The organism is Cupriavidus alkaliphilus (genome assembly GCF_014191175.1).
Classification (GTDB): Bacteria; Pseudomonadota; Gammaproteobacteria; order Burkholderiales; family Burkholderiaceae; genus Cupriavidus; species Cupriavidus alkaliphilus.
This window is the reverse complement of sequence record NZ_JACHWE010000003.1, coordinates 674,648-700,805: the sequence shown is the minus strand read 5'-3', so window position 1 is coordinate 700,805 and position 26,158 is coordinate 674,648. Positions and strand designations below refer to the sequence as shown.

The window sequence follows — 26,158 nt, the reverse complement described above, 5'->3', positions numbered from 1 at the left end:
GCAGCGGCGATGAAGCAGTACATCGTCGGCATCGACCTTGGCACAAGCAACACGGTGGTGGCCTATGCCCGGGCCGGTTCCGACGATATCCGCGTGTTCGACATCGACCAGCTGGTCGCGCCGGGCGAGGTCGCGGCCCGCCCCTTGCTGCCCTCGGTGCGCTATCACGCGGCGCCAGGCGAGCTCAACGGCGATGACCTGCAGCTGCCCTGGCAATCGGCCGCAAGCGCGGCCGCGCGCCGCACCGTGTTCGGTCGCCTCGCGGCGACGCTGGGCGCGCAGGTGCCGGGCCGGCTGGTGGCCAGCGCCAAGAGCTGGCTGTCGCATGCCTCGGTCGACCGCACCGCGCCGATCCTGCCCTGGGGCGGCGAGGAGGATCTCGACAAGATTTCGCCTGTCGTCGCCAGCGCGAGCTATCTCGGCTACGTCTGCGCCGCCTGGAACCACCGCTTCCCCGACGCGCCGCTCGAACAGCAGGACGTGGTGCTCACCGTGCCGGCCTCGTTCGACGAGGGCGCGCGCGCGCTGACGCTCGAAGCCGCGCGCCTCGCGGGCCTGCCCGCGCTGCGGCTGCTGGAAGAGCCGCAGGCTGCGCTCTACGACTGGCTGTTCTACCATCGCCACACGCTGGACCAGGACCTTGCGCAAACCCGGCTGGTGCTGATCTGCGACGTCGGCGGCGGCACCACCGACCTCACGCTGATCCGCGTGGCGATGCAGGACGGCCAGCCGCAACTGACACGCATCGGCGTGGGCAACCACCTGATGCTCGGCGGCGACAACATGGACCTGGGGCTGGCGCACCAGGTCGAAGCGCGCCTGGGCGACGGCGCGCCGGCGCAGCCCCGCCTGTCGGCCGCGAGCCTGTCGCAGCTGGTGGCGCGCTGCCGCGCCGCCAAGGAACAACTGCTGGGCGCGAACGCGCCCGATGCCGTCAACGTGACGCTGCTCGGCGCGGGCTCCCGGCTGGTCGGTGGCGCGCGCTCGGTGCAGGTGACGCGGCAGGAGGTCGAGCAGCTGGTGGTCGACGGCTTCTTCCCCAGGGTGCCGGCCAGCGAACGGCCGCGGCGCGCGCGCGGCGCCATCGTCGAGTTCGGCCTGCCCTATGCCGCCGATCCCGCCGTGACCCGCCACGTGGCCGCCTTCCTCGGCCAGCACGCGGCGCAGGCCCGTGCCGCGCTCGGCATGGTGGACGCGCCCGACGACGCGCTCCCGGTGCCCGACACCCTGCTGCTCAACGGCGGCGTGTTCCGCGCGCAGGCGCTGGCGGAGCGCATCGCCGACACGCTGGGCGGCTGGCGCGGCGCGCCGCTGCAGGTGCTGCACAACGCCGATCCCGACATTGCCGTGGCACGCGGCGCGGTCGCGTATGCGCGCGCACGCGCCGGCCAGGCACCGCGCATCGGCGGCGGCTCGGCGCGCAGCTATTTCCTGGTGCTGGACGACGGCGCCACGGGCCGGCAAGGCATCTGCCTGCTGCCGCGCGGCACCGAGGAAGGCCACGAGATCCCGCTCAGCGATCGCACCTTCGCCTTGCGGCTGGGTGACCCGGTGCAGTTCCACCTGGTGTCTTCGGTGGCCGAGACGCCCTACCAGCCCGGCGCCCTGACCGACCTGTCCGGCGGCGACTTCGTGCGCCTGCCGCCGATCGCCACCGTGGTGCCGACACGCGGCGCCGGCGGCCCGCGCGAAACGCCGGTGCAGATCACTACGTCGCTGACCGAGGTCGGCACGCTCGAAGTCCATTGCATCAACACCGGCGATGCCGCGCAGCGCTGGCGCCTCGAGTTCCAGCTGCGCGGCAACGACGCCGCGGCGGCCGCGCCGGCGCCAACGGCCCACCCGTCGCTGCCGCAGGCCCTGGAGTTGATCGACCGCACCTTCGGCGCGCGTTCGCAGGAGGTCGGGCCGAAGGAGGTCAAGCGCCTGCGCGCGCAGCTGGAGCAGATCCTGGGCGCGCGCGAGCAGTGGGACAGCGCGCTGCTGCGCGAGCTCTTCGGCGCCTTGTGGGAGCGCGCCAGGCGCCGCCGCCGCACGGCGGACCATGAGCGCCTGTGGCTGAACCTGGCGGGCTATTGCGTGCGTCCCGGCTTTGGCTACCCGCTCGACGAATGGCGCGTCGCGCAGCTCTGGTCGCAGTACGACCAGGGCATCCAGTACGTCAACGAAAGCCAGAACTGGTCGGAATGGTGGACGCTGTGGCGGCGCGCCGCCGGCGGGCTGGACGAAAGCGCGCAGCTGCGCCTGCTGGAAGACATGGCCTTCTACCTGCAGCCGCCGGGCAGCGCGCGCTTCAAGAAACCTTCCGGGCCCACCCGTGGCGGTTATGCCGACATGGTGCGGCTGGCCGGCTCGCTCGAGCGCCTGCCCGTCGACGCCAAGACCGAGCTGGCCGACTGGCTGCTGACCCGGCTGCGCAAGCCGTCCGAGAACAACCAGGGCTGGTGGGCGGTGGGCCGCATCGGCGCGCGCATGCCGTTCTACGGCAGCGCGCACAGCGTGGTGCCGGCCGACACCGCCGGCCAGTGGCTGGACGCCATCCTGGCGCTCGACTGGAAAAAGGTCGAGCCGGCCGCGTTCGCCGCGGTGCAGATCGCGCGCATGACCGGCGACCGCACCCGCGACCTGCCCGACGAACCGCGCGCGAACGTGGTGCGCCGGCTGGAAGCCGCCAACGCGCCGCCGGGCTGGATCGCGATGGTGCGGGAGATGGTGGCGCTGGATGCCGCGGACGAAGGTCGGGTATTCGGCGAGGCGCTGCCGGCCGGCCTCAAGCTGATCGCGGGCTAGCCCCGCCCGGGGCTGGAGCGCGCCGGCAGGCACGGCAAGCGCCTTGCCTGCCACTTGCCGGCGCCGGCGCAGCCGATGACCTACGATGACGGTAGGCTCCCTGGGGACTCATCGTGCAGCCGTCCACCCGCCATCCCTTTATCGCCTTGCTCGCCGTTGCCGCCATGGCATCGCCCGGGCTGTGCCGCGCGGCCGACGATGCCCGGCTGAAGCAGCGCGCGGAGATGGTCAGCGAGATCGCCGCGATCGACGCCGGCGCCGGCGTGCCTGGCCGCAGCCACGGCATCGCCCCGGGCGTCATGGCCGTGATGGGCCAGGTGCCCCGCCATGAGTTCGTGCCGGACCCGCAGAAGCCGCACGCCTATGAGAACCGGCCGTTGCCGATCGGCCATGGCCAGACCATTTCGCAGCCGTATATCGTGGCGCTGATGACCGACCTGCTGCGGGTCCAGCCTGGCGACAGCGTGCTCGAGATCGGCACCGGCTCCGGCTACCAGGCCGCGGTGCTGAGCAAGCTCGCGCGCGCGGTCTACACCATCGAGATCATCGAGCCGCTCGGGCGCCAGGCCTGCGAGCGCTTGAAGCAACTGGCCTACCGGCAGGTGGCGTGCAAGGTGGGCGACGGCTACTACGGCTGGGACGAGCATGCCCCCTATGACGCCATCGTCGTCACCGCCGCGGCCAGCCACGTGCCGCCGCCGCTGATCCGGCAGCTCAAGCCGGGCGGGCGCATGGTGATCCCGGTGGGCGCGCAGTTCCTGACGCAGTACCTGCTGCTGGTCGAAAAGTCCGCGGACGGCAGCGTCAGCACCCGGCAGATCCTGCCGGTGCGCTTCGTGCCGCTGGTCGGCAAGCACTGAGGCGCGCCACCGGCTGGCCGCCTCATGCGATGAGCGCGATGAGCCCGATGAGCGCGATGCCACGCCCGCCGCTGTTTGCCCTGGCCTTGCTCTCTGCCGCCGCGCTGGGCTATGAAATCCTGCTGATGCGGCTGCTTTCGATCATCCTGTGGCATCACTTCGCCTACATGATGATCAGCGTGGCCCTGCTCGGCTACGGCGCCGCGGGAGCACTGGTGGCACTGGCGCAGCCGGCGCTGGTGCGGCATTTCGTGCCGGTGTTTGCCGGCGGCGCGCTGCTGTTCGGCATCAGCGCCCTGGTCTGCTTCGAACTCGCGCAGCGCGTCGGCTTCAACCCGCTGGAAATCCTTTGGGAGCCCACGCAGCCGCTGCGCCTGGTGGCGATCTACCTGCTGCTGTTCGTGCCCTTCCTGTGCGCGGCCACCAGCGTGTGCCTGGGCTTTGCCCGCTTCCCGCTGCAGGTGCCCCGGCTCTACAGCTTCGATATCCTCGGCGCCGGGCTGGGTTCGCTGGGCATCATCGCAGCGCTGTTCGTGCTCGCTCCGATCGATGCCCTGCGCCTGGTCAGCATGGCGGGCATGGCCGCGGCGGCGCTGGCCTGCCTGGAATGCCGCTCGCATCGCCCCTGGCTGCCGGCGCTGCTGCTGGCGGCCGCAGCCGTGCCGGCGGCCATCCCGGCCGGCTGGATGGCGTTGCGGCCGTCGGAGTACAAGGAACTGAGCCAGGCCCTGCGCATCGGCGACGCGCGCGTGGTGGCGCAGCGCTCCAGTCCCCTCGGCCTGGTAACAGTGCTCGAGAGTCCGTCGATCCCGCTGCGCCATGCGCCCGGGCTCAGCCTGAATGCCACCGCGGAACCGCCGCCGCAGCTTGCCGTGTTTACCGACGGCGACGGCCTGAGCGCGCTCAACCGCTATGACGGCCGGCCCGAGCCGCTGGCCTACCTGGGCGACCTGACCTCGGCGCTGCCGTATCACCTGCTGCCGGCGCCGCGCGTGCTGGTGCTGGGCAGCGGTGCCGGCGCCGACGTGCTGCAGGCGCTCTACCACGGCGCCAGCGCGGTCGATGCCGTCGAGCTGAATCCCCAGGTGATCGCGCTGGTGCAGGACCGCTTCGGCGCGTTTTCGGGCAAGCCGTACAGCGCGGCCGGGGTGCAGGTGCATGTCGGCGAGGCGCGCGGCTTCCTGGCGGCCAGCCGGCAGCGCTACGACCTGATCCAGGTGGCGCTGCTGGATTCCTTCAGCACCTCGTCGGCGGGCCTGTATGCGCTCTCCGAAAGCTACCTCTATACCGTGGAAGCGTTCGAGGCCTACCTGCGCCACCTGCGGCCCGGCGGCCTGCTGGCGATTACGCGCTGGGTCTCGCTGCCGCCGCGCGATATTCCCAAACTGTTCGCCACCGCCGTGGCGGCGATGGCGCGCGCGGGCGTGCCCGATCCGTCGCGCCGGCTGGTGCTATTGCGCGGCTGGAAGACGGCCACGCTGGTGGTCAAGCACGGCGACTTCCAGCCCGCGGAGATCGGCGCGCTGCTCGACTTCAGCCGGGCCCGCTCGTTCGACGTGGAATACCATCCCGGCATCCGGCCCGGCGCGGCCAACCGCTACAACGTGCTCGACCAGCCGGACTTCTTCGCCGCCGCGCAGGCGCTGCTCGGCCCCGAGCGCGAGCTTTTCCTGTCGCGCTACAAGTTCGACGTGCGGCCCGCCACCGACGACCGGCCCTACTTCTTCCATTTCTTCAAATGGCGCACGCTGCCGGAGCTGATCTCGCTGAAGGCGCAGGGCGGGCTGCCGTTGCTGGACTGGGGCTATCCGGTGCTGGTGGCGACGCTGCTGCAGGCCACGGCCGCGGCGCTGCTGCTGATCGGCGTGCCGCTGCGGGTGCTGCGGCGGCGCGCGCCAGCGTCACGGTTGCCGGCAGCGCGCACGGGCTTCTACTTCGTCGCGGTCGGCCTTGGCTTCATGTTCGTCGAGATCGCCTTTATCCAGAAATTCATCCTGTTCCTGAGCCACCCGCTCTATGCCGTGGCGGTGGTGCTGTGCGCGTTCCTGTGCTTTGCCGGGCTGGGCAGCCGCTTTGCCCCGCGCATGCCCGCGCGCGCCGGCCCCGGGCGCGGCCGGCGCCAGGTGGCGCTGGCGATCGGCGGCGTGTGCGCCGTGGCGCTGCTCTACCTGATAGCGCTGCCTGAGGTGTTCCCGCTGCTGATTGCCTGGCCGGATCCCGCCCGCGTCGCCATCGCGGTGGCGCTGATCGCGCCGCTGGCCTTCCTGATGGGGATGCCGTTCCCGCTCGGGCTGTCCGGGCTCGCGGCGCGCGACCACACGCTGGTGCCGTGGGCCTGGGGCATCAACGCCTGTGCCTCGGTGGTGGCGGCGGTGCTGGCCACGCTGCTGGCGATCCACGCCGGCTTTACCGTGGTGGTGCTGGTGGCGCTGCTGCTGTATGCCGGCGCCGCGCTGGCGTGCCCCTGAGGCTTGCGTAGTGCCGCCGAGCCCGCCGCGTCAGCCCGCGGCCGCGTTGCGCTGGGCGGCCTGCACTGCCGGCTGGCTCGGCAGGCGCGGCACGAAGCGGTGGCGCTCGATCTCGCCGCCGCGCGCCACCAGGATGGTGCTCTCGGGAATCTCCTCCCACACGCCCTGCACGTCGATCAGCGGCTCCGACAGCACCAGGAAGGCGTCGTCGCCCGCGGCGGCGATGCGTGGGTCATCCGGATAGAGTTCGCGCAGCTGCCGGAACGAGGTGCTGTGGAACAGCGAGCGCGAGTTGGTCTCGCTCGAATAGCGCACCGCCACGATCTGCCGGCCGTCGGTCACGCACACTGTCATGTTGAGCGGGAACTGCACGTCGTGGCGCTGGCCGACGTCCTCGATCAGCCCGGCCATCTGCTCGAGCGCGCCGACCGGGTCGCGCTCCAGCCCGAAGGTCAGCGCCAGGAAGAACATCACCTCGGAATCGGTCGATCCCTCGATCCAGCGGAACAGGTGCGGCGCCACCGCCATCATCAGGTCGCGCCGCACCAGCGGATAGTCGCGGATCAGGCCGTTGTGGACGAACAGCCAGCGGCCGAAGCGGAACGGATGGCAGTTGGTTTCCTGCGTCGGCGTGCCGGTGGCGGCGCGCACGTGGGCGACGAACATCGGCGCGCGCACCGCCCTGGCGGTCTCGCGCAGGTTGGTGTCGCTCCACGCCGGGTGCAGGCAGCGGTAGCGGAACGGCACCTCGGCATGGCGCCCGTACCAGCCGACGCCGAAGCCGTCGCCGTTGGTGGTGGTATGGCCGAGCCGGGAATTCAGGCTCTGGTCGATCAGCGAGTGTTCCGGCTGGAACAGCACCGTTTCCAATGCAACGGATCTGCCCGAGTAAGCCAGCCAGCGGCACATAGTGCTCCTCCTTGTCCTGTGCGGGTGCGGCGCGGTGCCCTCCGCCCCACACTCCAGTTGTAGGACGGCGCGGCGCGAACGGCAAAGAAATGGTCCGTCAGGCACCCGGGGCTCAGGTGAAGCGGTAGGCCAGCGAGACGATGACCGGTCCCAGCACCGGCAGCAGCACGTTGGCGATGGCATAGGTGATGGTGTAGCCCAGCAGCGGCACCGAGCTCTGGCTGGCGGCCAGGATCGCGCTGATCGCCGGAGTGCTGACATGCTGCCCGGCAATCGCGCCGACCAGCAGCGGGCCTTCGATCCTGAGCAGCTTGTGCCCGATCCACAAGGACAGGCACGCCGGTCCGAGCGACACCGCCAGCCCGATCAGCGGCAGCACCGCGCCGTGCTCGCGGATCAGCGCGATCGCATCCGGCCCGGCCGACAGCCCCACGCAGGCAACGAACACCGCCAGCCCGAGGTCCTTCAGGATCTGCACCGCGGACGCCGGAAAGGTGCCCAGCGACGGCTTGCGCGACTGGAGCCAGCCGAACACCAGCCCGCTCAGCAGCGCCCCGCCGCCGCTGCCCAGCGAGATGTGCATGCCGCCCAGGCTCACGCTCAGCGTGCCCACCAGCAAGCCGGCCAGGATGCCCACGCACAGGAACACCAGGTCGGTGACCTCGGCGGCCCTGGCCTCCATGCCGATGCCGCCGATGGCCTCGGACAGCGAGGGCTCCAGCCCGACGATGGTGATCACGTCGCCCAGCTGCAGCGGCGTCGAGCGCGTGATCGGCAGCGACAGCCCCGAGCGCCGCACTTCCAGCACCCAGACCTCGCGCAGCCGCCGCGCGCCGGCCAGGCGCGCCAGCTCGCCGAGGGTCTTGCCGTTGACGCGGCGCTTGTTCACCACCACCTGCTTTTCCACCAGCTGGATGGCATCGGTGTGCGCCTCGGGCAGCAGCACTTCCGGGCCGATCAGCGCGGCGGCCTTCAGCAGGTTGCTGCGGATGCCGACCACGGCGAGGATATCGCCGGCCTGCACGGCGTTGTCATCGCGCAGCTCGATGCTGGCCCCGCCCCGCAGGACCTTGACCACCGAAGCCCTGCCGCCGACCTGGTGCTGCAGCTGGCCCACCGTCATGCCGGCGGCCTGCTGCACCGAGTAGGCGCGCCCGATCAGCCGCGGCAGCGCCGGCTGGGTGGCGACGTCATCGTCGGATGCGGCCTCCATGCGCGCCGCGACCTCGCGCGCGGCCTTGCGCAGGTCGATGCCGAGCAGTGCCGGCGCGATCTGGCTGGTGAAGAACACGATGCTGATCAGCCCGACCAGGTAGGTCAGCGTATACGCGGTGGCGATATTGGCCTCGTAGCGCCCCACGGTGGCGGCATCCAGGCCCAGGTGCTTGAGCGCTTCGGCGGCCGTGCCCACCACCGCCGACTCGGTCGCGGCGCCGGCGGCCAGCCCGGCGGCGGTACCCGGATCGAAGCCCAGGTAGGCTGCCGCAGCGAGCGCAATCGCCAGCACCACCACCGCCTCCACTACCGGCAGCACCATATAGCGCAGGCTCGAGCGGTTCAGGTTGGCGAAGAACTGCGGCCCGCCGGAATAGCCCATGGCGAAGATAAACAGGGCAAAGGCCAAGTCCTTCAGTTCGCCATGCATCTGGCAGCCGGTCTGCCCCATGAACAGCGCGACGATCAGCGTGCCGCACACGCCCCCCAGCTGGATCGGTCCGACCCGCGCCTTGCCGACGAAGTAGCCGAGTCCGACGGTGATGAACAGCACCAGCAACGGGTTGGCGGCAAAGAGCTCAACGGTACAGGTCATGGGGCGCGGTTTGGGTTCGTGGAATTCGGCGGGATCAGGGATTGAGCGGTGGCAGGGCCGGCGGGGTCCGGTGCCGGCGCGGCGGTGTGGGCCTGGCGTGGCGGCCCAGCGCCTGGGCGAGCGGATTGCCGTCCCAGGCGGACGGGGCCGGCGCCGCCCCGTAGAGGTGGCGCTGCAGGCCGGTGACGGCGTCGGCCAGCGCGGCATCGCCGGCAGCTTCGGCCCAGGCCGCGGGCGTGGTGCCGTGGGCGGCCCGGGTCCAGCCGCCCAGCGCCTGGCTGGCGGCGGCCGCATCGCCCGCGCGGCAGGCCCGCAACGTGGCCGCCAGCCGTGCATCGGCGCCCTCGGCGCGGGCGCGGCGGCGCTCGGCGCGGCGTTGCTGCAGGCGCGCCAGGCGCGGCCGCAGCCGGCGCCACAGCAGCGCCAGCGCTGCGGCGCCGAGCAGCGCGCCCGCGACCCACAGCAGCGTGCGCCACGGCAGGCCGCGTTCGCCCGGCAGCGCACCGGCCGGCGGCCCGCCCGGCGCCAGCGCCCCGCCCTTGCGCGCGGCGGCCACCTCGACCTTTACCGCCGGCGCTTCGGACCTGGCCGGCTGCCGCGTGGCGGGATCGACCCAGTCCGCCGTGACCGCGGGCAGCGTATAGGTGCCGGGCCGCTCGAAGACATAGGTCAGCGTATCCACGCGCGTGCCGCCCGGTTCCGGCGCGTCGCGGGCCTGGTCGGACAGCCGCGCATCGGCGCGGAACATGCGCACGCCGCGCGGCGACTCGGCATGCGGCGGCACGATCATCATCGCCTGGGTCCGCGGCGCAAAGGTGGTGACGGTGCGCACCAGTGCATCGCCCGCCTGCAGCCGGACCACGCCGTGGTCAGGGTCGTGGTCCAGCGCCTGCGTCACGCTGAGCCGCGCCACCGGCAGCAAGCGCCGGCCGGAGGCGGCGCCCGCCGCCGCGCGGCTCGAGACTCCCGTGCCGGCCCGGATCGTGGTGACCGGCAAGGTGACGCTGCCCTCGCGCGGCGCACCGTCATCGCCGGCGTAGGTCACTTGGATGGTCGCGGCCGGCAGCGGGAACTCGCCATCCTGTTCGGCGGTGAAGGCGTAGGTCTTGCGAATGCCCGCATAGGCCACGCCGTCGATGGTCTCGGTGGAATTCACGGCGCGTGCATCGGGCAAGGTGACCACCGCGCCCGGCACCTCGAGCGGCGGGAACTCGGGTGCCGACAGGAAATAGTTGGGCGCCAGGATGGTGATGTCGATGCCGACCTGCTGGCCCACCAGCACCGGCTGGCGCGCGCCCACTTCGACGCGCACGATCGGCCCGGCGGCCGCTCGCGCCAGCCACGGCCACAGCCACGCCGCCAGCAGCAGCACCAGCGGCGCGGCGCGCCGCAGCCACGCGCGAGGCGGCATGGCGTGGCGCCTCATCGCGCGTCCGGTGCAGGCGCCGCCTGCCCATGCTGCAGCGCGAACTTGCGCTGCAGCAGGTCGGTGGGCGTGGTCTGGATCGCGCGCATCCACATCTCGGCGTCCTGCGTCAGCACCACCTGCAGCGACTTGCCGCCCGGCGCCGACGGCTTCGCGGCGTCGTACTTGACCTGGTCCGGCGGCAGGTCGGGCGGCTCTTCGCCGTCGTCGGGATCCGGCTTTTCCTGCGGCAACTGCTGCGCCAGCAGCTTTTCCATCAGTGCCAGGTTGGCGCTTGCCGCTGGCCACTGCGGCTGGCGCCTGAGCGCCTGGCGGTAGCGCGCGGCGGCCTGCCGGTACTGGGCCTGCCGCGCCAGCGCATTGCCCTGGTTGTAGTCCGCCTGCGCGGAATCGACCCGCGCGAAGCTCTGCACCGCCTGCGCGTACTGGCCGGCGCGATACTGGGCGATGCCACGCCACATCGGGTCCTCGAACAGCGTCGCGGCGCGCGCAAAGTCGCCCTGCTCGAAGGCGCGCCGGCCCTGCTGGTCGTGCGTCAGCCACAGGTCGACAAAGCGCCATGGGCGTACCGCACTGGCTTGCGTGGCTGGCGCGGATGACTGCGCACGCGCCTCGGGCGGCGCGCCGAGCGCCAGCGCCAGCAGCAGGCCGGCGCTCCAGCGCACGGTCCAGCCCTTGCGGAACCACAGCATCGCCAGCAGCGCCAGCGGCGGCACCAGCCACCACCCTTCATCCTTCCAGCGCGTACGGTCCCCGGCCTGCATCTGTTCGAGATGCGACTGCACGTGGCGCTGCACCCAGGCCACGTCGTCGTCGCTGTCCGGCGTGAAGGTCGCCACCGGCACGCCGCTGTCATCGCCGAAGCGCTCCAGCGCCGCCACGTCCAGCCGCGCAAACACGCGCGCTCCGTCCTGCTCGACCAAGCCGCCCGCGCCATTGCGCAGCGGCCCGCCCTGCTCGGTGCCCAGCGCCAGCACCACCGGCTGGCTGCGGCCGCTGCCGGCCTGGGCGCGGAACGCCGCCGCGGCGGCGGGGTCGACGCCATCGGTCAGGAACAGGATGGTGCCGGGCACCGGCTCATGCTTCAGGTCGGCGTCGATCACGCGCAGCGCCTGCGCCATGTCGCGCCCGGGTACCGGCATGATGCGGGTCTGCAGCGCCTCGGCGAAGGTCTGCAGCAGGGTGGCGTCGTCGGTCAGCGGCAGCACCAGGTGGGTCGAGCCGGCATAGGCGTAGATGGCGGTGCGGCCGCCGTCGCGGCGCGCCAGCAGCGCCTTGATCTTGAGCTTGGCGCGCTCCAGCCGAGTGGGCGTGACATCGATGGCGTCCATGCTGGGCGACAGGTCCACGGCAATCGCCAGCGGCGCCTTGTCGTCGAGGAACGGCGGGCGTTCCTGGCGCCAGCTCGGGCCCGCCAGCGCCACCGCGCCCAGCGCCAGCAGCAGCGCGGTCAGGTGTACCGGGCGCAGCGCCAGGCGGCGGCGTTCGCCGAGCATCAGCGCGTCGAGCAGGTGCGGTGCGATGGTGTCGCGCCAGCGCCGCCGCACGTCGCCGCGGCGCCGCACCGCCCACACCAGCAGCGCGGCCGGCAGCAGCCCCAGCAGCCACCACGGGCGCAGGAAATGGAAGTGAGCGAGCGTGTCGAGCCAGGCCGGCATCAGCGCCCGCCTCCGGCGGCATCCGCCATCGCGCCCGCCGCTTCCGGCGCTTCCGCCGGTTCCGCGACATCGGCCCGGGGTGGCCTGGGCCGCGCGACCCACGCCGAATAGCCGAACATCAGCATCTGGTACGCCAGCACCAGCGCCAGCGCCGCCCCCAGCGGCCACATGAACAGCTCGCGCCGCGGCCGCCAGGACAGCGTCTTCTGGTCATGCGGCGTGATCTGGTCGAGGGTCGCGTAGATGCTCTCCAGGCCGGCCTGGTCGGCCCCGAAAAAATAGCGCCCGCCGGTCTGCGCCGCCAGCCGCTGCAGCACCTCCAGGTCGACCTTCTGCTCGCCCGCGGCGTTGGGGTCGCCGATGCCGATGGTGTGTACCATCACCTTGCGCTCGCGCGCGATGCCGCCGGCGCGCTCGGGCGGCATCCGGCTGGCGGTGTCGTTGCCGTCGGTCAGCACGATCATCACGCGCTCCGGCGCTTCGCTGTGCCCGAACATCTTGATGCCGAGCCCGATGGCATCGCCCAGCGCCGTGCTCGGCCCCGCCATGCCGGGCAGCAGGCCGGCAATCAGCGTCTGCACCAGCTGGTGGTCCAGCGTGAACGGCGCCAGCGGGTATGGCGCGTCGCCAAACACCACCAGGCCGATGCGGTCGCCCGGGCGCCGCGCCACGAAATTGCTGACCACCTGCCGCACCGCCTGCACGCGCGGGATCAGCGCGCCGGACGGATCGCGGAAGTCGCGCGTGTCCATCGACTGCGACAGGTCCAGCGCCAGCAGCAGGTCGCGCGCGGGCTGCACCTTCTGCAGCGGCGCCTCGAGGTACTGCGGCCGCGCCAGCGCCGTCACCACCAGCACCCACGCCAGCGGCGCCAGCACCCACTGCAGCCGGTTGCGGCGCCGCACCACGGCACCGGCGGCCGGCGTCAGTCCGGCGGCACTGGCGACCTCGCCAAAGAATGGCAGCCGTACCGACGGACTTTCCTCGCGGTACGGCGGCAGCCACCACCACAGCAGCAGGGGCAGCGGCAGCAGCGCGAACAGCCAGGGATATTCAAACTGGTACATGGTGCTCCGCGATCCAGCGCCGGCATGCCGCGGCCACGGCGCGCACCTCGGTGTCGGGCCATTGCGCCAGCGCGGCGTCGCCGCGGTACTCGGCGTCTTGCACCAGGGCCGCCAGCTGCGGCGCGACATCCTGTGCCCGCCCCGCATGCGCCCGCAGGAACTCGGCCCAGCCGCCGCCGGCCAGGCTGGCCACCTGCGCGCGCGGCCACGCCGCCAGCGCGGTGCGCTTGAGCAGCGCCGCCATCGCGCGCAAGGCCGCGGCGCGGTGTGCGGGGTCCGGGTCCTGCGGCAGCGCCGCCAGTTCGGCCAGCGCCTCGCGCCGGTAGCGGTTGGCGCGGTAGCGCCGCCACGCGCGCCAGCCGGCCCAGGCCAGCGCCAGCAGCAGCACGCCGCCGGCGATCGGCCAGCCGATGGTCTGCGGTGTCCACGACGGCGGCGGCGGCACGGCGAGGTCGGCCAGCGTTGCCAGGGTCGCCGGGGCGGCGCTGTGCGTGAGGCTCATGGCGCCGCCCCCGCGCGTTGCCGCACCGGCGCCTGCTGCAGCGGCCGGCCCAGCAGCCGCCGCAACTGCGGCGCGGTCTCCTCGGCGGCGGACAGCGGCAGCAGCGGCACGCCCATGGCATGGTGCCAGTCCAGCAGCGACCTGGCGCGGGCATCGGCAAACCCGGCGATGCCCCGCCGCGTGGCGGCGTGGCCGAAGCCCAGCTCGACCTGCAGCTCGCCATCGCTGACCACCAGCTGCCCCGAACCCGGCAGCGCGCCGAGGAACGGGTCGTGGACCAGGATGGTCAGCACATCGTTGTGCGTCGCCAGCGCCAGCATCAGGTCGCGGGTGCGGGTGTCATGGCCGTCGAAATCGCTGACGACGATCACCAGGCAGTCGTGGCGCGCCATGCGCGCGGTGCGCTCCAGCGCCGCGTTGAGCTGCCCCGCGGCGCGGCGCGCCGGCGCGTCGGCGCGCAGGGCCTGGTTGAAACGCGCGATGCCGCCCAGCAGCTGCTGCACTGCGTCGCGGCTGCGGCGCGGCGCAAACGCTTCGATGCGGTCGTCGCCCAGCACCACCCCGCCGACGCGGTCGCCTTCGGCGAGCACGCGCCACGCGGCCAGCGCCGCCGCCTCGGCCGCGCTGACCGATTTCATCGCGCGCCGGCTGCCGAAGAACATGTTGATGCGCTGGTCCACCACCAGCAGCACCGGGCGGTCCTTTTCCTCGGTGTAGACGCGCACATGGGGCCGGCCGGTGCGCGCGGTCACGCGCCAGTCCATGCTGCGGATATCGTCGCCGGGCAGGTACAGGCGCAATTCCTCGAAGGTCAGCCCGCGCCCGCGCACGCGCGAGGCATGGCGCCCGGCCAGCACGCTGTGCACCGGCTGGCGCGGCAGGAAATGGAAGTCGCGCGCGGCCACCTCGAGCCGGGCCAGCGCCGCGGCATCCACGCTGACACCGGGCACCGCCTGCGAAGACGGTGGGTGCGCCGCCGCCGGGGCGGCGCGGGCGATGGCGCGGAACGGCAAGCGCATGGGAAGCCCTCGCGGTTGTTCAGGCCACCGCCACCTGCTGCACCAGGCGCTCGATCACGGCATCGGCGCCGATGCCGGCTGCATGCGCCTCGTACGACAGGATCAGCCGGTGGCGGAACACATCGCCGACCACGGCCTGCACATCCTCGGGCGTGACGAAGTCGCGCCCGTGCAGCCACGCATGCGCGCGCGCCACCTTGTCCAGCCCGATCGAGCCGCGCGGGCTCACGCCCACCTGGATCCACTGGTCGAGGTCGTCGTCGACGGGCTTGGGCGCGCGCGTGGCCTGCACCAGCGCGACGATGTAGCGCTCGACCGCCTCGCTGACGTGGATGCCATGGATGGCCGCGCGCGCGGCGAAGATGGCCTCGGGCGAGAGCCGCACCGCCGCGCTTGCGCCAGCCGCCGCGCCGCCCGCCTCTTCCGCGCGCGCCAGCCTGACGATGTCGGCCTCGGCCTGCGCTTCGGGATAGCCCACGCTGACATGCATCAGGAAGCGGTCCATCTGCGCCTCGGGCAGCGGGTAGGTGCCCTCCTGCTCGATCGGGTTCTGCGTCGCCATCACCAGGAACAGCGGCTCGAGCTTGTGGGTGGTGCCGCCGACGGTGACCTGGCGCTCTTCCATCGCCTCCAGCAGCGCCGCCTGGACCTTGGCCGGCGAGCGGTTGACCTCGTCGGCCAGCACCAGGTTGGCGAACACCGGGCCGGGCTGGAAGCGGAACTCGCCCTTGCCGCCTTCGCTGAAGTAAATCTCCGAGCCGGTGATGTCCGCCGGCAGCAGGTCCGGGGTGAACTGGATCCGCGACAGCCGCGCATCGAGGTTGCGCGCCAGCATCTTGATGGCGCGGGTCTTGGCCAGCCCCGGCAGGCCTTCCACCAGCAGGTGGCCGTCGGCCAGCAGGCCCAGCAGCAGGCGCTCGATCATGCGCTGCTGGCCCACGATCGATTCGCCCATGCGCTGTTGCAGGGCGAGGACGTCGTCGCGTGTGCTCATGGGGCGTTCCTTGGGGCGTTCGCTGGTGCGGCCGGGGCGCGGCGGGCCTGGCCGCCGACGAACCACGCGTAGTAGGGATTGTCGGGATCGGCGCGCATGGCCTGCGTGATATGGCTGGCCCATGCTTCGCGGTCGCCTCGGTAGGCATCGAGGCCGGCACGGTAGAACGTGTGCAGGATCTCGCGCTCGTGGCGCAGCTCGCGCCAGAAGGCATCGTCGGCGCCCGCCAGCGGCGGGTCGCTTTGCAGCGCCAGCAGCCTGGACAACGATTGCGGGAACGCATCGGGGCGGACCCAGCCGGCGTATTCGATGCGCGGGCGGTCGTCGGTCACGGCCGGGGCGTCGGCCGCATACCAGTCCAGCCCGGCCCGGTCGGTGACCCAGGTGGCCAGCAGTGCCGCCGCCGAGCGCACGCCCACCGCCTGCAGCGCCGCGGCAACCTCGGGCTGCGCAAAGCGCGCACGGACCTGCGCCACATCCAGCGCCAGCGGCGACATCGAACCCACCAGCAGCATCTCGTGCAGCTCGGTGGTCCACAGCGTGGCGTGCGGGAACACGTCCAGGAAACTGCGCACCAGCATGCGCGTGTCTTCGTCGTTCTGCGTCGGCAGCGGCAGCCACTGCGCCACCAGCCCGCCAGCTTGCAGCCGCGCCGCTGCGAGCCGGTAGAAATCGGTCGAATACAGGTTGGCCACCCCTGCGGCCGACGGCGGCGGCGGCTCCAGCGTGATCAGATCGTACTGCTGCGGACTCTGCAGCAGCTCGCGCCGTCCATCGCGCAGGCGGATCTCCACGCGCGGGTCGGTGGTGACGCCGAAATTCCCCTTGAAGCCGGGCACCGCGCGCGCGACCGGCGGCAGCAGCTCCGCCACCACGCGCCGCTCCAGCCCGGGCCACGCCAGCGTCGCGCCCGCCGTGATGCCGGTGCCCAGCCCGATCACCAGCGCCGACTTCGGCGTGCCGTTGTGCACGATCAAGGGCAGCAGGGCCTGCAGCCGCATATATCGCTGCGAGGTCATGGCATCGCCGGAATTGGACACGCCCTGGATGTAGAGGCGCCGGAAACGGTTGGTGGCGGAGCTTTGCTCGACCACCGCCACGGTGGCGCCGCGCCCTTCCTCGTAGAACACCAGTTCGCCGCCGCGCGCCCGCGCCAGCAGCGTGGCGAGCCGGTCGGGCGGCGCCAGCGCGGCGGCGATCACCGCGAGCACGCCCAACATCGGCACCGCCCAGCGCGCCGCGGGCCGCACGCCGCTGCCCAGCGCCACCGCCACCACGCCGACCGCCGCCGCCGCGACCGCTAGCAGCGACAGCGTGCGCACCAGCCCCAGGTACGGCACCAGCACGAAGCCGGCCAGCGCCGTGCCGGCGATGCCGCCGAGCGTGTTGAGCGCGATCACGCTGCCCACGCCCGCGCCGATACGCCGGCTGTCCACACTGACGCGCAGCACGAACGGGAACGCCGCGCCTAGCAGCAGCGTCGGCACGAACACCACCGTCAGCGCCGCCAGCGCAAAGCGCGCGCAGGCCGCCAGCAGCGGGCTTGCAGTCAGCCCCTGCACCCACGCCGACAGGCTGCCCTGTGCGCGCAGCAGCCATTCACCCAGCAACACGAATTCCAGCAAAGCCACCAGCCCGGCCGCCGCCACCAGCAGCCCGAACGCGCCCCACGGGTCGCGCACGCGGTCGGCATGGCGCGCGGCCAGCGCGCTGCCGATGGCGAGCCCGGCCAGATAGGTGGCCAGCACCACGGTGAAGGCGAAGGTGCGCGTGCTGAGGAACTGCACGATGGCCTGCGACCAGACCACCTCGTAGCCCAGCGCAATGCCGCCGGCGGCGGCGTAAAGCAGCAGCGCGAGCCGGCCGTTGGCGACATCGCCGGCGGCAGCATCCGTGGCGGCATCGGCGGCACCGCGCGCCGCGTGGGCGCCGATGGGAGCGGACGGACTAGTTGCCCGCCGCGCCAGCAGCCAGGCACCCAGTGCCGCGACGCCGTTGAGCACGCCCGCCGCGATGGCACTGCCAAGGATGCCAAGCCCGGGCACCAGCACAAAGCCCGCCAGCAGCGTGCCGGCGATCGCGCCGGCGGTGTTGGCGGCGTAGAGCCGCCCGCCGTGCGTGCCAACGCGGCCCGGGCGCGACCCCAGCACGCGCATCAGCACCGGCAGCGTGCCGCCCATCGCGGCCGCCGGCAGGATCACCAGCACGAACGGCAAAGCCCACGCCAGCAGGCCTACGCGGCCCTCCAGCCAGGCAAACGGCGCGGCGGCTTGCGCCAGTGCCAGGGTCGCGCCGACGCCCAGTACCAGCACCGCGATCTCGAGCCAGGCATACAGCCTGAGCGGATCACCATGGCGGTCGGCGATGCGGCCGAAGACCCAGCCGCCCAGTGCCAGGCCACCGAAGAACGCGCTCACTGCCGTGGTGACGGCGTGCACCTCGACGCCCACCACCAGGGCAAGCTGCCTGATCCAGAGCACCTGGAAGACCAGCCCCGCGGTGCCCGAGGCAAAAAGCAGCAGGGCAGGCACCAGCGCGGCGTCATGCCACGCCTGCTTGTCCTGCCCCGCCTGCGCGGCGGCCCGGGCGCCCTGCCCGTTCATGGCCGTCGCATACCGCACCTTATCCTTGCCGGAGCCTGCGCCGGCGCGCGCTTCTGCCATGGTGCGATCCCTGTGGAATGGGCCAGCCAGCCCCTGCAGCGGAAGCCGGCTGGCCGGTCACGCCGAAGGCTACTTGCCGCCGGCCGCGCCCCTGTCGAGCGACGACATCACCGCCTCGGTCATCTGGTCGATGGTGAAGCTGGCCGGCCGCTGGCTGGGCGGATAGTCCTTGAACGACTGGAGGAACGGCGCCACCCGCGAGGACGCATAACTGATCATGTAGGCGTTCTTCGCGGTCCAGTCGTAGTACTGGTCGGAAACCGTATCGGCCCGCTCATAGGGGTCCATGCGCAGGTTGAATGCCTTGGGCACGCGCAGGCAGGTGAACGGGTTGGCCCAGACCTGGAAGCCGCCCGGCTGGCGCTGCTCGCAGAACACGAACTTCCAGTCGTTGTGGCGCATTGCCACCAGCTGGCCGTCATCGTTGAAGTAGAAGAAGTCCTGGCGCGGCCCGGTGTTGGTCTGCCCGGTCAGGTAGGGCAGGAAGTTATAGCCGTCCAGGTGCACCTTGAACGATTTGCCGCCGAGGCTGGTGCCCTTGAGCAGGCGCTCCTTGATATCGGTATCGCCGGCCGCGGCCAGCAGCGTCGGGAACCAGTCGAGCCCGGAGATCATCGTGCTGGACACCGTGTTGGGCTTGATCCGGCCCGGCCAGCGGATGATTGCCGGCACCCGGAACGCGCCTTCCCAGTTGGTGTCCTTCTCGCTGCGGAACGGCGTGGTCGCGGCATCCGGCCAGCTGAACTGGTTGGGGCCGTTGTCGGTGCTGTAGATCACGATGGTGTTGTCGGCCACCTTGAGGTCGTCGAGCGCCTTGAGCAGCTTGCCGACATGCCCGTCGTGCTCGATCATGCCGTCGGCGTACTCGTTGCCCGGCATGCCGCTCTGCCCCCGCATCGACTCACGCACGTGGGTGAACACGTGCATGCGGGTGGTATTCATCCACACGAAGAACGGCTTGTCGGCCTTCACCTGCTTGTCCATGAAGCCGATCGCCGCCGTGGTGGTCTCGTCGTCGATGGTCTCCATGCGCTTGCGGTTCAGCGGCCCGGTGTCCTGGACCTTGCCATCCGCGAACGAGTGGATCACGCCGCGCGGCGCGTTGGCCTTGACCCAGGCCTCGTCGTTCTTCGGGTAGTACGGGCGCTCTGGCTCCTCTTCCGCGTTCAGGTGATAGAGGTTGCCGAAGAACTCGTCGAAACCGTGCGCGGTGGGCAGGTATTCGTTGCGGTCGCCCAGGTGGTTCTTGCCGAACTGGCCGGTCGCATAGCCCAGCGGCTTCAGCGCCTGCGCGATGGTCACGTTCTGCGCCTGCAGGCCGACCGGGGCGCCCGGGATGCCGACCTTCAGCAGTCCCGTGCGCAGCCCGACTTCACCGGTGATGAAGGTGGAGCGGCCAGCCGTGCAGCTGTTCTCGCCGTAGTAGTCGGTGAAGAGCATGCCCTCCTGGGCGATGCGGTCGATATTCGGGGTGCGGTAACCCACCACGCCATGGCTGTAGGCGCTGATGTTGGTCTGGCCGATGTCGTCGCCAAAGATCACCAGGATGTTCGGCTTCTTGCCGGATGCCGCCGGCGCCGCCAGCGCGGGCGCGGAGGCCGCGGCAACCGGCGCGCTGGTCGCCACCGGCGGATTCTCGCGGGCCGGTACCGGTGCGGCCGCGCCCGTTGCCGGCGTCGCGGCAGGCGCCTGCGCCGCCGGCTGTTGCGCCTTGGGCGGGGTTTCCTTCTTGTCGCAGCCTGCCAGCGCGACCACCACGGCGGCCACGGCCAGCATCGCCAGCCTGGAACTCCGCCCTCTGACTATGCGTTCTTCAACTCTGTGCATGTCCCGCCTCCGCTCATTGACCCGTTACGGTCGGTTTGCTGCTGATACGTGTGGTCATGGCTTGCCGGCCGGATAGACCTGCTGCCAGTCCCGCTTCATGCTGACCACCGTCCAGCCCTTGGCGCGGGCCGCGTCAAGGGCCTTGTCGAGCTTGCCCACCTTGGACTGGCGGTCATAGGCGAACTCGCGCTCGGCATCGTCGTGATGCACCAGCACGGCCAGGCGCGGGCCGTCGCCACCCGTGGTGTACTCCAGCATCTGCAGGTCGCCGTCGGAGTTGCCCACCGCGAGGATGGGCCGGCGGCCGATATGGCGGTAGATGCCGACCGGCTTGCCCGGCCCGTCATCGATGAAATCCAGCTTGGGGTCGCGCACCAGCACCGGCCTGCCGTCGCGCACCTGGTAGCGCACCGCCTGCGAGGAGCCGATCACCTGTTCGGGCGGAATGCCGTAGATGGCCTGGCTCCACGGCCGCATGAAATCGATGGTGCCGCCCGAGACGATGTAGGTCTTGAAGCCGTTGGCGCGCAGGTAGGACAGCAGTTCCAGCTGCGGCTGGTACACCAGTTCGGTGTACGGCCGGTTGAACCTGGGATGCCGGGACTTTGCCAGCCAGTCGCGGATGGTGCGGTCGTACTCGTCCACGGTCATGCCGCTGTTGGCCTTGGCAACCAGCGCGGCCAGCGCCTTTTCGTTGCGCATCAGGGCTTGCATGTCGTTGGCCATCAGCGCCTTGAAGGCCGGGTTGCTGCGCCACTCCGGATGCTGCGGCGCCGCGGCGCGGATCTGGTCGAGCAGGAAGAAGAACTGGAAGTACAGCGGCTGCTCGCTCCACAGCGTGCCGTCGTTGTCGAACACGGCGACGCGCTCCTCGGGCGGCACGAAGCCGGGCGAACCCGGCCGCGTCACGTCGGCGACGAATTTCAGCAGCGCCTGCCGGGCCGCACCCTCGCGCCACGACGGCAGCGCCGTGGCCGCCGTCTGCACCGGCTGCGCGGCCGCATCCGGCGCAGCCGGCGCGGTGGCGGAGGTCGAGCAGCCGGCCAGTGCCAGGCCGGCCAGCGCCAGCGCGGCGATGGCCTTGCGCGTCTGGCTGGCAAGGATTGCGGGGGGCGCTGCCATGGTCATATTGCTCGCTCCTGACGCGTGTTGTCCTGCCGGAAAGAATCGTGGTCCGCGCGCGTCGTCAGCGCGCTGCCGGGTTGGCGGATCCGGCCATCGCCACCGGCGGCCGCCGCTGCATTTCGGCCCAGCGGCCTTCGTCCATCACCAGCCGGAAGCCGAGGTGCGACATGCTGTTGAAGGGATCGGTGCCGCGCCTTGCGCTGGGACGGTAGCTCAGGCAGAAGTCCTCGTTGCACAGGAACGAGCCGCCGCGCGTGACGCGCTTGGGCGCGTTGACCGGCACGCCGGGTTCGGAGGGGTCCCAGGACACCAGCGGGCCCATCGGGTTTTCAATCGGCTTTGCCTTGCCGGCTTCGCGCCGGAACTGGTCGGCGCGGTACCAGTCCGCGACCCACTGCCAGGCATTGCCGGTCATGTCGGCGAGGCCATAGCCGTTGGGCGGAAAGGTCCCGACCGGGCTGGTCCCCAGCGCCCCGCCCGCCTTGGGGCTGACCACCGGGAACGGCTGGTTCTGCTGGCCCTGCCAGACATTGGCCATCTGCCTGCCGTCGGGGGCGAACTGCTCGCCCCAGGCATAGGTCGCCTGCTCCAGTCCGCCGCGCGCGGCGAACTCCCATTCCGCCTCGGTCGGCAGCCGCTTGCCGGCCCACCTGGCATAGGCCTGTGCGTCTTCGTACGAGACCTGCACCACCGGGTGGTTGTCCTTGCCCTCGATCGAGCTGCCGGGGCCGGCCGGATGGCGCCAGTCGGCGCCGGGCACATAGCGCCACCAGCGCGAGTAATCCTGCAGCGGCACCGGCCGCGGCGTGCCGACGAAGACCATGCCGCCCGCGACCATGGCGCTGTCGGGCGGGCGCGGCGTGCCGGGCGGCAGCTGCACGCGCAGCGTTTCCCAGTCGGGCACGCGCTCGGCAGTGGTGACATAACCGGTGGCTTCGACGAACTTGCGGAATTCCGCGTTGGTGACGTGGTGCCGGTCCATCCAGAACGCATGCACGCGCACCTTGTGCGCCGGTTTTTCATTGGGCTGCGCCATCTTGCTGTCGCTGCCCATCAGGAATTCGCCGCCCGGCACGCGCACCATGCCGGCGGGACCGTTCTTGCCATCGCCGACGACGATAGCCGGCGACGCCGGCGTACGGCCCTTCAGATACCAGTAGCTGCCGCCCAAGCCTGCGGCCAGCCCGGCACTCAGCAGGGCCAGCAGCCACACCCGCCTTGCGCCGCGCCATGCTGGCGCCCGCGCCGCCGAGCCGGAACGCCCCGCACCTGCGTCGGGATTGCCACCTTCACGTTGTCCGCTCATTCCATTGTCTCTGCAAAAACCGCTCTGATTCAGCGCAAACAATGATGTCAGATGGCTTATTCAATCAGAAGTCAGCGTTTTATGATTTCAGCGCGCAGTGAATTAAGCTTTTTCGCAGCTGCAGCGCCTCAGCGCCAGGCGCTGCCCGCCTGGAGGAATAATCGTGCCAGCGGCCATAGGCCTTGCCGATGCCGGTAAAGCCCAGCAGCGACCAGCGCGGGGTCACGTCCCAGCGCAATTCCATTTGCGCCGCGAACGCATTGCGGTCCTGGTAGCGCCCCGTCTGCACGCGCGCAGGTCGACGGACGGCTGCGCATAGAACGGCACGTCGCCGCTGGAAAAGCGCGTATCGGCGCGCAGGCCGAGGATCACGTTGCGCGCCAGCGGCAGCCAGGTAAAGCCGCGTGCGTTGTACATCTTGAACGACTGGGTACTGCCGAAGCCGCCGCGCGCGAACTGCGCCTCGAGTTCGGCATAGCTGCCGCGGCGGGGGTAGAAGATGTTGGCGCGCGAGTCGTAGTCGATCACCGGGCCGGCCTTGCCGATACGCTGGGTCCGGTCGAAGCTGCCCGGCTCGCCGGCATCGCCAAACCTGAAGCTCGCGGTCGGCTGGGCCTTTGCGTCGCCGCTCGCGCTAAAGCGGGAACTGGATATTCAGCCCCATGAACACCTGGAACTTGGGTACGCCACTGCCATCATGCTTCAGCGTCCATTGGGGTTCGGCGAACAGGTTGTAGGTGTCCTTGCCGATCTTCCAGATCTTGCCGGCGCCAACGCCGACTGGGATGTAATAGCTGCCACGCCGGAGATCGAAATTCCAGGTCGCGCTGCTGCGCAGGTACCAGCCCTGTGGCAGGTTGTAGATCACGAACGGCTGCGCGGTCAGGTTATCTTGCGTGGGGCGGTCGCCCGCTCCGGCAAAGGAATGCTGCCAGGTCACCAGGCCACCCAGCAGGCCCCATTGCTGCGGCGAGATGCCCACCGCCGCCAGGCCGGCCTGCCACTTGCCGGTGCCGGTCTGGTCGCGCGAAGCGGTGGGAATGGTCAGCTGTGGGCCGATGCCCCACTCCATGCCCAGCCCTTTCACCAGCACCAGGTTGAACAGGTTCAGGTCGCCCAGCCCGGTCTTGCTGCCATCGGGCGCAACGCCGGGCGTGGTGACCACCGGCAGGGTGAAGCGGACGATCTGCGGCAGCCCGAACAGCTTGTGCGGCACGGTGCCGCGCAGCAGCACGCTATTGCCGTCCTCGTCGCCCAGCCCGTAATAACGCCCCACGTACTGGTCCTGCAGGTTCAGGGTAATGGTCGGGCTCAGCGGATTGTTCGACGCATTCATGTCGTCGCTCGACGGGCCGGCGGCGAAGGCAAACATCGGCGCCACCGCCGCCACGCACACTGCAGCACACCTGGACTTCTGCATGAACACATTTCCCCCGGGGGCCGCGCTCAATGAAATCGCTACCATCGCGGCTCCAATATGGCGAGAGCCATCATGGCAGAGCGGCTTCGGCCTTGTGAAGTAAATATTTGCGATGCCGTAATGAAAGTTTTTGCGTGTTTCGCGCCAACAGCGACGCGGGGGTTTGCTGCTAGTATGCAATGTCGAAAAACCGGCGCGGGCACCGCCCGCACGCGCTGGCCGGCCGGTCCTACCTGTTGATGCCCATGCCAAAGACTTTCGCACAACGGCTTGCCATGACTGCCCCGCTGCTGCTGGCCTGCGCCGGCGCCCACGCCACCGAAGGCGCGCTCGGGCGCCCCGTCACCGGCACCAGCGTGGTCCCCAATGCGGGGGTGGTGTCGCCCGAGCCGGCGCTGATCGTCAATGTCGGCGAGATCTACCTCGACGGCTCGATCGGCGGCAGCCGCACCGTGCCGATCGCAGGCAAGGCCTCGGTCGGCATCGACGGCAAGATCGCCTTCACCCTGGCCACGGTGATGAAAGTGTGGGACACCGACACCGGCGCCTGGAACTTCGCCTCCAGCTTTACGCTGCCCTATGTGTGGACCAAGGTCACGGCCAACCTTGCCGTCGGCGGCCGCGGCGTCAGCACCCAGGACACCACCTCGAACCTGTTCGACATCTCGTTCGCGCCGGTCATCGCCGGCTACCATTTTTCCAGGACCGAACACGTGGCGCTGAGCCTGAACGTGTGGGCGCCGACCGGCAAGTACGATCCCAACGCCCTGGCCAATCCCAGCCTGAACAACTGGACCTTCATTCCGCAAGTGGCCTACACCAGGCTGTTCCCCGAACACGGGCTCGAGTTCGACGCCGTTGCCGGCATCCAGTTCTACACCCGCAACCATGCCACCGACTACCAGAACGCGCCGCTGTTCACCCTCGACACGATGCTGCTCAAGCGCTTTGCCAACGGCGCCGGCGTGGGCCTGATCGCCGGCACCACGCAGCAGCTGGGCGACGACAGCGGGCCGCTGGCGGACCGCCTGAACGGCTTCCGCGGCCATGACTGGGCGGTGGGCCCGATCGTCACCTACGACACCAAGGTCGGCGCCAAGAGCCTGCTGTCGCTGGGCCTGCGCTGGGTGCCGTCGGTGGCGAGCAAGAACCGGCTGAAGAGCACCAACACCTTCATGGGCACGGCGACGCTGGTGTTCTGAAGGCATCGCGCGTCAACTTGAGATACCCACGAGCCAGCGTCTGCGTTGATCAAGCGCAAGCTCCAATTCCTTTCCTGCCTGCAAACTGGCGCCCATGACGACGTTGCCCTCATCTTCCCGCGCTTCCACCGCCGCCCCCGATTCCGCCGACGCCAGCCAGCCCGCCTCCGCCGCCCCTGCCGTGCCGCCACGCCGCCGGGCGCCGGTGCCGCGCGGCCGCTTCGCCTTTGTCACCGGCATCCTGAGCTGGACCCTGCTGATCGGCAGCACGCTGTTCTGGTGCGCGCTGCTGTTTCCGCTGGCGCTGCTGAAGCTGGCGCTGCCGTTCGCCGCGGCCAGGCGCCGCATCGACCCGCTGCTCAATGGCATCGCCACCGCCTGGATCTCCGGCAACGCCGGCTGGTTCGCGTGGATCCAGCGCGAACCCTGGGACATCCGGGGCAACGAGGGGCTGCGCTATGCCGACTGGTACCTGGTCAACTGCAACCACCAGTCGTGGGCCGATATCTTCGTGCTGCAGCGGGCGCTGAACCGCCGCATCCCGCTGCTGAAGTTCTTCCTGAAGCAGCAGCTGATCTATGTGCCGGTGATCGGCCTGGCCTGGTGGGCGCTGGACTTCCCGTTCATGAAGCGCCACGGCAAGGCCGAGCTGCGCCGCAATCCGGCCTTGCGGCGCCAGGACCAGGAAACCGCCCGGCGCGCCTGCGCCAAGTTCTCGCTGGTGCCGACCAGCGTGATGGTGTTTGCCGAAGGCACGCGCTTTACCGCGGCCAAGCACGCCGCGCAGGATTCCCCCTACCGCCACCTGCTCAAGCCCAAGGCCGGCGGGCTGGCGGTGGCGCTGAACGCGATGGGCGACAAGTTCCGCTCGCTGATCGATGTCACCATCGTCTACCCGCAAGGCGCGCCAGGCTTCTGGGACCTGGCCTGCGGGCGGGCGGGCCCGGTGCTGGTGCGCATGCGCCAGCTGCCGGTGCCGCCGTCCTTCTGCAACGCCGACTACGGCAGCGACAAGGCCTTCCGCACCGAATTCCACCACTGGCTGGCACGCCAGTGGGAGTCCAAGGATGCGGAGATCGACGCGCTGACGCCGCCGCGCCAGGGCTGAGCGG

Annotated in this window: 18 protein-coding genes and 1 pseudogene; 5 read left to right on the top strand and 14 right to left on the bottom strand. The window is 70.9% G+C overall.

Translation table 11 applies throughout. The features are described 5' to 3' along the window. Window positions 1–9: 9 nt before the first annotated feature. The 3 genes from FHX60_RS14800 to FHX60_RS14790 all read left to right on the top strand — a co-directional run bounded on the left by FHX60_RS14800 (window position 10) and on the right by FHX60_RS14790 (window position 6,118). Window positions 10–2,790 carry an Hsp70 family protein gene (locus FHX60_RS14800; RefSeq protein WP_183283816.1) on the top strand — a complete coding sequence of 927 codons (2,781 nt, stop codon included), beginning with the start codon at window positions 10–12 and terminating at the stop codon, window positions 2,788–2,790. 113 nt (window positions 2,791–2,903) lie between these two features. Then, window positions 2,904–3,650 carry a protein-L-isoaspartate(D-aspartate) O-methyltransferase gene (locus FHX60_RS14795; RefSeq protein ID WP_258397089.1) on the top strand — a complete coding sequence of 249 codons (747 nt, stop codon included), beginning with the start codon at window positions 2,904–2,906 and terminating at the stop codon, window positions 3,648–3,650. 56 nt (window positions 3,651–3,706) lie between these two features. Further along, window positions 3,707–6,118, top strand: a complete 2,412-nt coding sequence (locus FHX60_RS14790; protein ID WP_183283815.1) for a spermine/spermidine synthase domain-containing protein — start codon at window positions 3,707–3,709, stop codon at window positions 6,116–6,118. A gap of 30 nt (window positions 6,119–6,148) precedes the next feature. Here FHX60_RS14790 and FHX60_RS14785 read toward each other — a convergent pair whose 3' ends face one another. The 14 genes and pseudogenes from FHX60_RS14785 to FHX60_RS14720 all read right to left on the bottom strand — a co-directional run bounded on the left by FHX60_RS14785 (window position 6,149) and on the right by FHX60_RS14720 (window position 23,844). Then, complete coding sequence (locus FHX60_RS14785) at window positions 6,149–7,027, bottom strand: class II glutamine amidotransferase (RefSeq protein WP_183283782.1); 879 nt, start codon at window positions 7,025–7,027, stop codon at window positions 6,149–6,151. Window positions 7,028–7,139: 112 nt separating this feature from the next. Next, window positions 7,140–8,837, bottom strand: coding sequence for an aspartate-alanine antiporter (gene aspT / locus FHX60_RS14780; protein WP_183283781.1), 1,698 nt, complete (start codon window positions 8,835–8,837; stop codon window positions 7,140–7,142). Between the two features lie 34 nt (window positions 8,838–8,871). Next, on the bottom strand, window positions 8,872–10,248 hold the full coding sequence (locus tag FHX60_RS14775; RefSeq protein WP_260163915.1) for a BatD family protein: 1,377 nt from the start codon (window positions 10,246–10,248) through the stop codon (window positions 8,872–8,874). A gap of 11 nt (window positions 10,249–10,259) precedes the next feature. Beyond that, complete coding sequence (locus FHX60_RS14770; RefSeq protein WP_183283779.1) at window positions 10,260–11,921, bottom strand: VWA domain-containing protein; 1,662 nt, start codon at window positions 11,919–11,921, stop codon at window positions 10,260–10,262. Next, a complete protein-coding gene (locus FHX60_RS14765) occupies window positions 11,921–12,988 on the bottom strand; it encodes a vWA domain-containing protein (protein ID WP_183283778.1) in 1,068 nt (355 codons plus the stop codon). The genes FHX60_RS14770 and FHX60_RS14765 overlap by 1 nt, the downstream gene beginning before the upstream one ends. After that, window positions 12,975–13,490: a DUF4381 domain-containing protein gene (locus FHX60_RS14760; protein ID WP_183283777.1), complete on the bottom strand. Its 516-nt coding sequence runs from the start codon at window positions 13,488–13,490 to the stop codon at window positions 12,975–12,977. Before FHX60_RS14760 ends, FHX60_RS14765 begins: the two co-directional genes overlap by 14 nt. Beyond that, on the bottom strand, window positions 13,487–14,509 hold the full coding sequence (locus FHX60_RS14755; protein WP_112776922.1) for a DUF58 domain-containing protein: 1,023 nt from the start codon (window positions 14,507–14,509) through the stop codon (window positions 13,487–13,489). Before FHX60_RS14755 ends, FHX60_RS14760 begins: the two co-directional genes overlap by 4 nt. A 19-nt stretch (window positions 14,510–14,528) precedes the next feature. Next, entirely contained in the window at window positions 14,529–15,503 is a 975-nt protein-coding gene (locus tag FHX60_RS14750) for an AAA family ATPase (protein WP_183283776.1), read from the bottom strand. Continuing rightward, window positions 15,500–18,166 carry a fused MFS/spermidine synthase gene (locus FHX60_RS14745; RefSeq protein WP_183283775.1) on the bottom strand — a complete coding sequence of 889 codons (2,667 nt, stop codon included), beginning with the start codon at window positions 18,164–18,166 and terminating at the stop codon, window positions 15,500–15,502. The genes FHX60_RS14750 and FHX60_RS14745 overlap by 4 nt, the downstream gene beginning before the upstream one ends. 69 nt (window positions 18,167–18,235) lie before the next feature. Further along, window positions 18,236–19,993, bottom strand: a complete 1,758-nt coding sequence (locus tag FHX60_RS14740) for an arylsulfatase (protein WP_183283774.1) — start codon at window positions 19,991–19,993, stop codon at window positions 18,236–18,238. A gap of 54 nt (window positions 19,994–20,047) precedes the next feature. After that, window positions 20,048–21,121: an HAD family hydrolase gene (locus FHX60_RS14735; protein WP_183283773.1), complete on the bottom strand. Its 1,074-nt coding sequence runs from the start codon at window positions 21,119–21,121 to the stop codon at window positions 20,048–20,050. Between the two features lie 58 nt (window positions 21,122–21,179). After that, complete coding sequence (locus tag FHX60_RS14730; RefSeq protein WP_183283772.1) at window positions 21,180–22,424, bottom strand: formylglycine-generating enzyme family protein; 1,245 nt, start codon at window positions 22,422–22,424, stop codon at window positions 21,180–21,182. Between the two features lie 154 nt (window positions 22,425–22,578). After that, a pseudogene (locus FHX60_RS14725) lies at window positions 22,579–23,027 on the bottom strand (BamA/TamA family outer membrane protein); the annotation flags it as partial. 31 nt (window positions 23,028–23,058) lie between these two features. Continuing rightward, a complete protein-coding gene (locus tag FHX60_RS14720) occupies window positions 23,059–23,844 on the bottom strand; it encodes a hypothetical protein (protein WP_183283771.1) in 786 nt (261 codons plus the stop codon). 245 nt (window positions 23,845–24,089) lie between these two features. On the opposite strand from FHX60_RS14720, the gene FHX60_RS14715 reads away from it, so the two are divergent. Together FHX60_RS14715 and yihG are read left to right on the top strand one after the other, a co-directional pair. Beyond that, window positions 24,090–25,046, top strand: coding sequence for a SphA family protein (locus tag FHX60_RS14715; protein WP_183283770.1), 957 nt, complete (start codon window positions 24,090–24,092; stop codon window positions 25,044–25,046). A gap of 205 nt (window positions 25,047–25,251) precedes the next feature. Next, window positions 25,252–26,154, top strand: coding sequence for a 1-acylglycerol-3-phosphate O-acyltransferase, YihG family (gene yihG / locus FHX60_RS14710; RefSeq protein WP_112776926.1), 903 nt, complete (start codon window positions 25,252–25,254; stop codon window positions 26,152–26,154). Window positions 26,155–26,158 lie beyond the last annotated feature (4 nt).

Bases quoted from the DNA above. Each gene is read 5' to 3' on its own strand.
- FHX60_RS14800 (WP_183283816.1), top strand. From the start codon at position 10: ATGAAGCAGTACATCGTCGGCATCGACCTTGGCACAAGCAACACGGTG.
- FHX60_RS14790 (WP_183283815.1), top strand. From the start codon at position 3,707: ATGCCACGCCCGCCGCTGTTTGCCCTGGCCTTGCTCTCTGCCGCCGCG.
- FHX60_RS14785 (WP_183283782.1), bottom strand. From the start codon at position 7,027: ATGTGCCGCTGGCTGGCTTACTCGGGCAGATCCGTTGCATTGGAAACG.
- aspT (WP_183283781.1), bottom strand. From the start codon at position 8,837: ATGACCTGTACCGTTGAGCTCTTTGCCGCCAACCCGTTGCTGGTGCTG.
- FHX60_RS14775 (WP_260163915.1), bottom strand. From the start codon at position 10,248: ATGCCGCCTCGCGCGTGGCTGCGGCGCGCCGCGCCGCTGGTGCTGCTG.
- FHX60_RS14770 (WP_183283779.1), bottom strand. From the start codon at position 11,921: ATGCCGGCCTGGCTCGACACGCTCGCTCACTTCCATTTCCTGCGCCCG.
- FHX60_RS14765 (WP_183283778.1), bottom strand. From the start codon at position 12,988: ATGTACCAGTTTGAATATCCCTGGCTGTTCGCGCTGCTGCCGCTGCCC.
- FHX60_RS14760 (WP_183283777.1), bottom strand. From the start codon at position 13,490: ATGAGCCTCACGCACAGCGCCGCCCCGGCGACCCTGGCAACGCTGGCC.
- FHX60_RS14755 (WP_112776922.1), bottom strand. From the start codon at position 14,509: ATGCGCTTGCCGTTCCGCGCCATCGCCCGCGCCGCCCCGGCGGCGGCG.
- FHX60_RS14750 (WP_183283776.1), bottom strand. From the start codon at position 15,503: ATGAGCACACGCGACGACGTCCTCGCCCTGCAACAGCGCATGGGCGAA.
- FHX60_RS14745 (WP_183283775.1), bottom strand. From the start codon at position 18,166: ATGGCAGAAGCGCGCGCCGGCGCAGGCTCCGGCAAGGATAAGGTGCGG.
- FHX60_RS14740 (WP_183283774.1), bottom strand. From the start codon at position 19,993: ATGCACAGAGTTGAAGAACGCATAGTCAGAGGGCGGAGTTCCAGGCTG.
- FHX60_RS14735 (WP_183283773.1), bottom strand. From the start codon at position 21,121: ATGACCATGGCAGCGCCCCCCGCAATCCTTGCCAGCCAGACGCGCAAG.
- FHX60_RS14730 (WP_183283772.1), bottom strand. From the start codon at position 22,424: ATGAGCGGACAACGTGAAGGTGGCAATCCCGACGCAGGTGCGGGGCGT.
- FHX60_RS14720 (WP_183283771.1), bottom strand. From the start codon at position 23,844: ATGCAGAAGTCCAGGTGTGCTGCAGTGTGCGTGGCGGCGGTGGCGCCG.
- FHX60_RS14715 (WP_183283770.1), top strand. From the start codon at position 24,090: ATGCCAAAGACTTTCGCACAACGGCTTGCCATGACTGCCCCGCTGCTG.